Below are 11,855 nucleotides of genomic sequence, written 5' to 3' on the forward strand. Positions count from 1 at the left end.
TTCAAGTGCCTTACGAGAAATCGTAGGGCTTTTTTTATTTTCTCTTCCTAATTTTCATTTCCAGCATGTTTTCACCTGCTCAGGCAGGCTTCTTTTGTATGTGCGTGTATGTCAATCATTTCTGAAAACATCTATAAATGTTCTATGTCCAAATAAGTGTAACGACTTGTATACTATTAGGAAATAAATATTTAGCGAAATTTGCCAATTGCCATTACAAAAGATTAGAGCAGCACAAGAGGTGAACATATTGTATAGAATCGTGATCGTAGATGACGAAGTTGAAGTAAGGGAAGGTATTAAAGAGACCATAGAGTGGGAGCAACACGGTTTTGAGTGTATTGGTGTTTATAGGAATGGCAGTGAAGCTTTGGAAGCCATATCGGAACTAAGACCAGATCTTGTTTTGTCTGATATCTGTATGCCAATAATGGACGGCATTGAACTGACTAGACACATACATTTAAAATTTCCATTTATCAAGGTGATTATCCTTACAGGCCATGATGAGTTCGACTATGCTCAGAAAGCACTTCGCTTGAAGGTACATGATTTTATTGTAAAACCAATTACGGCTAACGAGCTTCGAAGTTTGCTAGATAAAGTAAAAGCTGATATGGATATGGAAACAGAGAATCGGGAAAATCTTTCTCATCTCAAGATGCAACTCCACCAAAGCTTGCCATTATTAAAGGAACGTTTTTTAGAACAGTTAATCAACGGGACATTAAGGGGTGACACCATTCACGATAGGATGCAATATTTCGGTATTCCGTTGATGTCACCACCTTATCTTGTCGTAGCCATAGAGATTGACGAATTAGACGAACATATTAAAGGAAAGTGGGACTGGCATAACGATCCAGAGCTTTTCCGGTCCGCAGCCTTCAATATTATTCAAGAAGTTATGGAGGGAAAAGAAGCGGTCCTCTTTCGAACGAGGGAAGAAAGAATGATCGTTATCTTTTCTGGAGAGTCGGAAGGTGAGCCTTATGAGACCGCTCTCAATGTAACGGAAGTGATTCGTTTCTGTGTGGAGAAGTATTTAAAGTTCACGGTTACCATTGGTGTGGGTATCCTATGTAGAACGATGAACGAACTCTCGCATTCTTACAAAGGTGCAATTTCCGCCTTGGATTACAGATTCCTTCTTGGTGAAAATAGGGTTATTAGCATTCTGGACATGGAATGGGCGAATAAACCCGAGCAGCAGCTTAACATCGAATGGAACCGCAAGTTTTCTACTCTGATAAAAACAGGGACATTCGAAGAAGCCAAAGTACTAATTGGACAATTAATAAATAGCCTGAAGGCTTCCTTGATGCCAATGAGTGGCTGTTATTTGCAAATTCAATCGATCATTATCGCTATTGTCAATACGATTCACGAAGTATCTGGGAATGACATTGTCCATTTTAAAGGACATGACATCGTACTCCAAGATATCAATCGCTTCAAAACATTAGATGAAATTGAAACCCGTCTCATCACGATTTGTAAAGAAGTCATTTCCTATATTTCGGAGCAAAGACAAGATCAATCCAAGATAAAGGTTCTGAGTGTGATTGCCTATATTGAGAAGCACTATGTGAACGAGAACCTTTCAGTCGATGAAATTTGCCGCCACGTCCACTTAAGCAAAAGCTACTTCAGTACCGTATTTAAGCAGCATAAAGAATTTACGATTATGGAATTTGTGACATGGGTTCGCATTGAAAAAGCAAAGAATTTGCTACAGTATACGCCGTTGAAATCTTATGAAGTGGCATCCAAAGTAGGCTACATCGATCCCCAATACTTTAGTGTACTGTTTAAGAAACATACGGGTTTGACGCCTAAAGGGTTTCGAGAAAAGTTGTCGAGGGAGAAAGTCCAATGAGAAAAGAAAGAGACGTAGGATTGTTTCTTTTTAAATTTAGAAGCATCCAGTCCAGTATTTCTGCCGTCTTTTCTTGCTTAATTTTATTTCTAATTGTTATCACGAGCTTTATTTCCTACTTTCTCTCGGCTGACGCCGTAGAAATGAATTCCAAGCACTACATATCAGAAATTATTCAGCAGGTAAATATCAATATCCAATCCTACATAACCAACATGGAAGATATCTCTATACTGGCATCGACGAATAAAGATGTGAAATATTACATTACGGAAACGAGCTTTATTAGCGATGAGGAACGCAGGCCGTATGAGAAAAGAATATCCGATTTATTTCAATCGATATTAATTACCCGTAAAGATATTGCCTCGATTATGGTTTTTGGATACAATAATCGCTTTGTCTCAGATCGCAGAATTACAAGTTTGAATGAAAACTCCAACCTTGAGGAACAGCCTTGGTACAAAAATGCGAAAGCGGAGGGCGGTAAGTCGGTGATCTCTGCCCCGCATGTGCAAAACATTATTCAGAATGAGTACAGGTGGGTGGTTTCATTAAGCCGGGAGTTGAAGAGTGCAGACGGCATTACAGGTGAAGGCATTTTTTTGGTTGATTTGAATTTGAGTGCGATTAACGAAATTTGCAATCATATTAACCTGGGTAAAAGAGGATATGTATTCATTGTCGATAAGAATGGAAATATCGTTTATCACCCGCAGCAAAAGCTGATTAACAGCAAGCTGAAAGAGGAAATGATAGATGAAGTCAAGCAATCCAGCAGCGGAAGCTTCATAACTGGTGAGGGAAACAAAAAAAGGATCTACACCACACAAGAGACTCACTTCGGTTGGAAAATAGTTGGTGTCGCTTATGCAAGCGAGTTGATCGCTAACCAGTATCAAATCAATTTGTCTTATTTTTTATGGACAATTGTAGCTATAGTCATCGCATTGTACCTTTCTTTCTTCCTTTCCCGTCATCTCTCACACCCCATCAAGATGCTACAGAGCAACATGAAGCAAGTGGAAAAAGGAGACTTCAGTATCCGATCTGAATTTCGGAGCGAAAACGAAATTGGACAGCTGGGTCATACCTTCAATATCATGGTTGGCAGAATCAAAGATTTAATGCATCAAATTATTCAGAACGAAGAAAGTAAACGAAAGAATGAAATGAAGCTGCTTGAAGCACAGATTAATCCCCATTTCCTGTATAATACCCTCGATTCGATTATTTGGATGGCGGAACGTAAGAAGTACGATGAGGTTGTTCTGATGACTTCTTCACTAGCCAAGCTGTTTCGCTCGATTATTAATAAAAATAATGAAACAGTCCCCATTCGGGTAGAAATTGAGCATATTACCAGCTATTTGTTGATTCAAAGATTGAGATATAAGGATAAGTTGGATTTTCATATTGACGTTGACCCTAGTATTCTTGACGTGCATATTCCTAAAATTATTTTGCAGCCTATTGTTGAAAACGCCATTTATCATGGTATCAAAAATAAGTTAGAAAACGGTCTAGTTAAAATAACGGGCAGAGATGACGGGGAAACGATCGTTTTTGTTGTTGCAGATGATGGTGTAGGTATGGAAACGGAAAAGCTAAATCACATTTTGAAGGTGAAAGAAGGCATCATGAGGGGAATTGGAGTTATTAATGTAAATGAGCGTATCAAACTTTTCGGGAATGAGTTTGGTCTTTCTTTTAAGAGCGAAAAGTGGGAAGGTACTGAGGTTACGATCATATTACCCAAATGTGTCCAGAAAGGAGTTATAGATGGCCCATAAAAAACCAGTTTTTTGGGCAGTGCTGCTTATAATTGCAATCGGATTTATTGTGGTCTTCAGTGTGGAAATGCTGCACATCACGAATCAAAGAAAGTTTGAAATAGCAGTTGTTTTAAAAACGAACAATATTCGCTCAGACTATTGGCAAATGGTTAGTGCAGGTGTGAAAGCGGCTGCGAAGGAATATGCTGCAAATATCGAGATCACGGGTCCGATATCAGAAACGGATACGGTTGGACAAATTCGCAACATAGACGAAGTTCTACTGAAAAAGCCTGATGCTATCGTCCTTGCAGCAACCGATTACGATCGGCTTACGCCGGCTGCTCAAAAAATTAAGGAATCCGGCATCAAGCTTATCTTGATCGGCTCGCCGATTCATGACTCGGATGCGACTAGCCTAATTACAACTAACAACAACCAAGCGGGGAGAAAAGCTGGCTTGATACTGGCTGGCGAGCAGAAAGGTAAATTATCCAGAGTCATGACTCTCAGCAGCAAAGGGTCGATAGCGGAGCAGGAACGTATGGACGGATTTAGAGAAGCGATTGCTGAGTTCCCTGGCGTTGACTATGTAGGAAATTACGAGTTCGATGGAACAGAGGATTCAGCATACGATCTGGTGAAGAATCTGCTGTCCTTGTATCCGGATATCCAAGGCATTGCCGGATTGAATGAAACTTCTGCTTTAGGCGCAGCAAGAGCTGTTAAGGAAAACAGAAAGACAGATAAAGTGAAGATTGTAGGCGTTGACAGTTCCATATACGGAATCAAACTATTGGAAGAAGGAATTTTACAGGCAACAATCATAGAAAAGCCGTTCAATTTAGGTTATATGTCCATTGAAACGACGGTACAGGCACTAAACGGGATTAAAGTGAACCCACAGGTAAACATAGATGCTGTAGTTATTACCAAGGAAAATATGTATACGCAAGAAAACCAAGAGTTGCTTTTCCCTTTGGTTGAGAAGTAGTGGTATGACGGAAGGGGTGGTCGATTTGATTGGAAAATTAGATAAAAATAAAAGGGTAGCTTTGCTTGCAGTTCTCCAACTTCCGTTAATTCTTCTAACTGGGTGCATGTGGAGGAACGCGCCACATTCGGTTGTAGGCGATGATGAGGCAAAAGCGAAAATCACCTTTGTGGCTCCTGAGTATAGCTCGTCTACAAGGCCTTTTTTTGAAAATGTGGTAAAAGAATTCGAGTCGAAATATCCGAATATCGAGGTCGAACTGCAGGTCATTAATTGGGATAATCTAGATAGCGCTTACAATACAATGATTAGCCGCAATCAACCCCCGGATTTGCTGCTATCGAACATTTATGCGCATTTTGCAAAGGATGGCTTGCTGAACAGTATGCAAGACCTTCTTTCTCCTGAATTGTACGGAAAATTTTACCCTTTTCTTATGGATAGCAGTACAATGCAGGGCATTCAATATACGGTTCCTTATGTAACTACGATAAGAGAACTTTATTATAACAAAGATATTTTCAATGAAGCGGGCCTTACAGAAACGCCAAAAACGTGGAACGATTTGGAGGAAGTTGCGCGTAAAATCAAGGATAGGAAACAGGTGAACGGTTTCGGCGTGGATTTTACGGACAATGAAATTTGGGCTTATCTCTCATACTTTTTCTACGGAGCTGGAGGAGGTTGGATGAATAAGGATGAATGGGCGATTAATTCTCCAGAAAATGTAGAAGGAATAACATTTCTAAAGGAGCTTTATGATAAGGGGGTGACAGATCCCGAGCCTGCGGTTACGACACGCGATGAGAAACAACGTATCCTGGGGAATGGCAAGTTAGGCATGCTCATTTCCGGCAACTACTTTGAGACTGTCGTCCCGAATGAGTTTCCAGGACTAAAATGGGCGAAAGGGCCTATCCCGGTGAAAGAAGGACAAACGCCATTCGTATTAGGTGTACAGGATGTGTTGATGTCCTTCAAGACAGATCATACCAACAAAGCGGCATTGCGTAAATTTCTTGATTTTATCTATGAAGATTCCCGTTATGAAGGATTTGTCCAAAAGGAAGGGTTTCTTCCAACCACTCGTACAGTTGGCGATAAATTAGCGGCGAATGATACATTCATGAAACAAAATCTTGACTCCATAAAAAACGCAAGGTTCTACCCAATTAATCACCCAGCATGGTCGGCTGTCGTAAATGCAACCAGGAATATGGGGCAGACTATTTTACTTGGTCAGACAACTCCAAAACAAGCACTCGACCGGCTGCAACAGATCGCGATGGATAAAAGCCGCTAAACGATTTGTCTTATTGCTCAATCTTTATTTGATGAGTTTTACAATAAGTTTAAATCATAATCTATAAATTTTACTAGGAATATATAATTATTCTATGTCAAAGAACCAGGAAAAATAGGACACTATATGTAAACCGCCCCAGACATTGCCAATACTTCCTACAAAGATCAGTTATCAAAAAATAACCAACCCATAGCATTTATATGAAAGGGGGAATTTCTTCGATGATAAATAAGAGTTGAAACGATGAATGTTATTGAATTTCAGAAAAAGTTTCAAACTGTGGGCCGGAAAGCAAGATATAAGATATTAAGGAGATGTATTTTATGGTAGCGAAGCTCAAAAAGTCGTCACTCTCGTTCATCCTGATGGTTACACTCATTTTCAGCAACCTTGCTGGCTATATGCCAGTGCATGCAGCAAGCGACGCCTATAGTCGGATAGAAGCAGAAAGCTTTAATTCCAAGTCGGGGACCGAACTGAACACTGGAGCTTGCGCAGAAGGTGGACAATGTATTGGAGGTACGAGTAACGGCCAGTATTTAGTATATAACGGTATTGATTTTGGTAGTGGTGTTAATGGCGCTACAAAATTTAGTGCTAGACTTTCAGTAAAGGGAGAAAATGGAGGCGGTAATATTGAAATCAGGCTTGGCAGTCCGACAGGTACTTTAGCGGGAACACTCACTGTTGCAACTACTGACCCTAACAATTGGACTGTCTACCAGACGCAATCTGCCGATATTACCAATGTTACCGGCACTCATGATGTTTATCTTGTAATGAAGGTGGCGGCTGGAAAGAGCTATGTAGCCAGCATTAACTGGTTTCAGTTTTCAAAAACAAGCAGCATTGCCATAACGACACCACCAACGATACTGACATACGGCATCGGGGAGAGCCTGGATATCTCCGGTATGGCAGTAACCAGCACTTACAGTGATGGGTCGACAAGGTTGGAAGCCATCAAAGCATCTGATGTAAGTGGATTCAATAGTTCAGCTGCGGTGGCCAGCCAGACACTGACAGTCACAGTACGCGGTAAGACAGCTACCTACAACATAGTAATTTCCAGTGCAATTGTAACATTGAGCAGCATTGCCATAACAACACCACCAACAAAGCTGTCTTACATCATCGGTGAGAGCCTGGATATCACCGGCATGGCAGTAACCGGCACATACAGTGATGGGTCGAAAAAGATGGAAGCCGTCACTGCATCTAATGTAAGTGGCTTCAATAGTTCAGCTGTGGCGGCCAGCCAGACCCTGACTGTCACAGTACGCGGTAAGACAGCAACTTTTACAGTAGGGATAAGGTCGAAGACGTTAAGCGTCGTAACCCCTGCAGCGATTACTGGCGTATTAAATGGAACAGCGCCTACACCTGCGGCTCTTGGATTGCCTAGCAATGTAGTACTGGTAGTCGAAGGCGTCAATGTGAATACATTTGTAAACTGGAACGTAGCTGCCTCAGGTTATGATGCAACTTTAAAAACCGAGCAACGTTTTACGGTTTCAGGTACGGTAGTTCTGCCGTCGAATATTACAAATTCGAATAATGTCCCATTGTCGACAAGCATTAGTGTAACCGTTCTAGCTGCAACGGATCCGAGTAAGGATACCAGCTATAAATTCAGCTATATGGTCTTCTCCGATACGCACGCAACAACACAAGGCTCTCCTCAAGATATTGCGCTTGACAATGCGATGCAGGACGCAATACGAAATAATGCGGGATCCGTTAGCATTGTTGGAGATATTACCGATTACGGAACAGATGCACAATATAATGTCATCAAGAACACAATGAATAAGTACCCCCAGGTGGAGCGCAATTTTGCATATGGGAACCACGAGGTAAGATGGGTTGGCGGAATCGAAGTAGCGAAAAGCAGATTCTTGAATAATACAGGAATGCCGGGCGTTTATTTTGATAAGTGGATAAGCGGATACCACTTCATCTATCTGGGATCGGAGGCTGATGATAAGGACGGCGCTTATATTTCGGATACCCAGTTGGAATGGTTAAAGGCTAAGTTGGCGGAGGGTGCAAGTAAAGATAAACCGATATTCTTATTTCTCCACCAGCCATTAGAAGATACGGTGTCCCAGTCGCATGCGTATTCTTCGCCTTTCCCCTATAATAGCGACGAGGCTCAGGATCAAAAGGTTAAGGACATTGTGGGACAATATCCTCAAAGCGTTTTAATAACAGGACATTTGCATGATGATATGAGAATACCGGGCAACTTGTATAACGAACAATACTTTACAATGATTAGAGATGGATCTATTGTGGATGGCGCACAAGCTTTGATTTTTGATATTTATAAGGACAAGGTGATCATCAATGGAAGGGACGTCAACACAAGAAGTACGATTGCTTCCTGGACCATCACAAATTATACAACGGATGCTCTTTCCGCAGATACTCAGGCACCTACCACGCCTTCCAATGTCACTGCGAAAGTTCTAACAGATACGATGATCACTTTGTCATGGGATAAGGCTGCTGATAATTTCAATGGAAATGTAGGTGTTATTGGCTACGATGTTTATAATGGTTCTACCTTGATTGGATCGACAACAGGAAGTACGAGCTATAAAGTGACAGGGCTAACAGCGAATACGGCCTATCAATTTACGGTAAAAGCCAAGGATGCAGCAGGAAATGTTTCAAATGCAAGCAGCCCGTTCAAAGTTACTACGTTAGACTATGATCCTGCTGCGATTAATGTTGTTTTGAACAAGCCGGTTACAGCCAACGGGAATGTGACGGGATTCGATCCGTCCAAAGCAGTAGACGGATCGTCTACAAGTGGCAGCAAGTGGTCGTCCGGGACGAGCGGAGATAAATGGCTGAAGGTCGATCTTGGACAATATTATAGTATTGCCAGATGGGTAGTGAAGCATGCGGGAGGAAGCGGAGAGACTATATCGCTGAATACAAAAAATTATTCGATTCAGGGAAGTTTGGATGGAACAGATTGGGATGACCTTGATTCCGTAGAAGCTAACGTTTCCAACAGCACGGACAGGTATATACCGATATCGACCGTAAGGTATGTTCGCCTCTACATAACAAGTGGGCAAAACGCTGTTGAAAATGGAGCTTCAAATATTTATGAGTTTGAAGTGTATGGGGAGATACCTCGTAATAACATCGAAGTACCGGTGCCACCTGTATCGATTCCAGTTACGCAATCGATGGTCAATGCTTCTTCGAATATATGGCCTGGCACAGGGACAACGCAGCAGAACGGCTGGTTTGCGTTCGATGGCAATTTAAACACATCGCCCGATACGACGTCGGATTCAGGCTGGGTGCTTGTAGACTTTGGCGCAAACAATAAGCAAGTGATCGACACCATCAAGTTTTATCCTAGAACAGGTAATATAGGCCGGATGAACGGAGGGATATTCCAAGGCTCTAACGATGGAACGAACTTCGTCAATCTGTATACAGTAGGCAACCTCGGCGGAGGTTATAAATGGTATAAGGCGGCGGTAACCGACAAGACACCTTTCCGTTATTTCCGCTATTACACGCCTGGCGGATTTGCTAACGTTGGAGAAATCCAGCTTATGAAACGGTTGATTAACAAGGCGTTGCTCACGCAGCTGTTGAACCAAGCGGCAGCCGTTAATGCTAACCAGTACACGGCCGTCAGCTACACGGCACTTCAAACTGCCATAACGACGGCGACTAGCGTGTCTGCGAGTGCAAGTGCAACACAGGCAGATATCGATGCTGCGGCGGTCAGTCTGCAGACAGCACTGAACGGATTGCAAATTCAGCTCTCTCCTAAGTCTAGATTGACAGGTGTATCGCAGGTAACTTCTGGGCAAACCTTCACTCTGACGATGGGGCTGACAGACGTTACGCAAAGCGTATACCAGCAAGTGTATGCCCAAGTTCTAACACTTCAGTATGACCCTTCAAGTGTGCAATTCGATGCGGTTACATCTGTAAAAGAAGGGTTTCAAGTCATCGATAAAAAGGAAACAGCTCCAGGACAACTCCGGATTGTGGCTGCGAGCGTGGGTGCGAATGTGTCTGCCCAAGGCGATTTACTCGCGATCCAATTTAAGGCTAAATCTGCATCCCAGGCAACCAGTACGACAATTTCTGTGGGCCATGTAGCTATTGCTAACGGGGCGGGGAATGAGCTGCAGCTGGGCGGTTCCTCCCACGAGATCCAAATAACTATACCTAGTACACCTGTAGACAAATCATTCTTGAATACGTCGATAGCAAGTGCTCAGGCGAAGTACAATGCAGCAGCAGAAGGCAATAGAGATGGTCTGTACGTGGTTGGCTCCAAAGCGCAATTGCAGTCGGCTATCGATACGGCTAATGCTACAGCGAATAATGCGAACGCGACTCAGCAGCAGGTGAATAATGCGAAAACCGCATTGGAAGCAGCAGTTCAGTTGTTCGAAAGCAAGCTAATAACCGCAGATATCAATGGAAATGGTGTCTCAATTGGAGACTTGGCTATTGTTGCGGCAGCTTATGGTAATAGTCGAGGTCAAGAAGGCTGGAATGAGAAAGCGGATGTAAACCATGACGGCAAGGTTGACATTGAAGACCTAGCAATCGTAGCGTACGCGATTATTCATTAAACAGATTCGAATGATAGATTAGATCCACCAAGCGAACGGGATTGGATTCAGACGAAGGAACTGAAAGACAAAGGTCAGGAGTGAGCTCCTGGCCTTTGTTTTTTTGCCCATAAGAGGGAAAAAGACAGTAGATTATTAACTATTTATGGTACTAATTTCAATAGTTCTACACCGTGAAAATCACTATGATAAAAGAGTAGCAACGCAAAAAACTAGGGAGGTCATTAAAATGAGAAATTCAAACAAAACAGTGGCAATGGGTATGGTGTTGTCGACCGTTATACTTTCACTGACGGGTTGTGGCAGTAATACTGTAAGTAAATCTGCAGAAAGCACAAAACCTGTGGAAAGTGTCAAACCGGCAGTCAGTGCTAGTCCTGCGGGAACAAAGCTTTCCGGGGATTTTGAAATTCAATACTTTATCGGTGGGTATGGCGATGCATGGTGGAAACAAGCCATTGGTGAGTTCCAGAAGCTGAATCCTGATCTGAAGATCAAAGAATCTGCGGGTCCCAAAATTAATGATCAAATGAAACCTCGCTGGATTCAAGGTAACCCGCCTGACTTTGTTTATATTGACGGAGCCGGCTCCAATACAAGGCAAATGGTAACGGATGATCAGCTGATGGATATTACAGACTGGTTGAAGGATGCTAAGAACGTAGATGGGAAGAAGATCCTCGATCTTCTGATCGCACAACCGGAGGAGTACAAACCAGGGAAAGCGTATGCAGTTCCGTTAGTCTTCGGATCTTGGGGGACGTTCTATGATAAAGCATTATTCAAAAGTAAAGGGTGGGAAGCACCTGCCGACTTTGAAAGTTTCATGGCTTTAGGAGATAAGATTAAAGCTGATGGTAAAATGAGCGATTACATTCATACGGGGGTTTATCCGTACTACATCAACGGGGGCTTGTTAGACCCAACGATTATTGCTATGAACAACTATGACACTTCCATCTCTAAGAAAATCAATACGCTTGAAAAAGGTGTTTGGAAGAGCGAACCTGTTATGAAATCACTAGCTAAAATTGTGGAAATGAGAGACAAAGGTCTCATCGATAAAGGGGCACCGGCGCTGAATCACACGGAATCCCAATCCCAATGGCTGCAGCACAAAGCAGCATTTATTCCAACTGGCATCTGGGTTGAAAGTGAGATGGCTAAAGATACTCCAGCAGGATTTGAATTTGGATTCTTACCTTCCATCGGCCAAGACAAAGGCGGAAAGTTCGTTGCTAATCCGTACACGTCTACTGTAGGGATCGCTAAGAAA

6 protein-coding genes are annotated in these 11,855 nt (G+C 42.5%); all 6 read left to right on the forward strand.

Annotated features, from left to right (window positions below):
* The first annotated feature begins 250 nt into the window (after nucleotides 1-250).
* On the forward strand, nucleotides 251-1,879 hold the full coding sequence (locus AC58PQ_RS27880) for a response regulator (protein ID WP_497247359.1): 1,629 nt from the start codon (nucleotides 251-253) through the stop codon (nucleotides 1,877-1,879).
* Entirely contained in the window at nucleotides 1,876-3,672 is a 1,797-nt protein-coding gene (locus AC58PQ_RS27885) for a cache domain-containing sensor histidine kinase (RefSeq protein WP_497247361.1), read from the forward strand. Before AC58PQ_RS27880 ends, AC58PQ_RS27885 begins: the two co-directional genes overlap by 4 nt.
* Complete coding sequence (locus AC58PQ_RS27890; protein ID WP_497247363.1) at nucleotides 3,662-4,648, forward strand: substrate-binding domain-containing protein; 987 nt, start codon at nucleotides 3,662-3,664, stop codon at nucleotides 4,646-4,648. Before AC58PQ_RS27885 ends, AC58PQ_RS27890 begins: the two co-directional genes overlap by 11 nt.
* Before the next feature lie 25 nt (nucleotides 4,649-4,673).
* A complete protein-coding gene (locus AC58PQ_RS27895; protein ID WP_497247365.1) occupies nucleotides 4,674-5,951 on the forward strand; it encodes an ABC transporter substrate-binding protein in 1,278 nt (425 codons plus the stop codon).
* Between the two features lie 326 nt (nucleotides 5,952-6,277).
* Nucleotides 6,278-10,579, forward strand: a complete 4,302-nt coding sequence (locus AC58PQ_RS27900; RefSeq protein ID WP_497247367.1) for a carbohydrate-binding protein — start codon at nucleotides 6,278-6,280, stop codon at nucleotides 10,577-10,579.
* 229 nt (nucleotides 10,580-10,808) lie between these two features.
* On the forward strand, nucleotides 10,809-11,855 hold a 1,047-nt coding region (locus tag AC58PQ_RS27905), incomplete at its 3' end, for an ABC transporter substrate-binding protein (RefSeq protein WP_497247369.1).

Source organism: Paenibacillus sp. J22P143 (genome assembly GCF_059692035.1).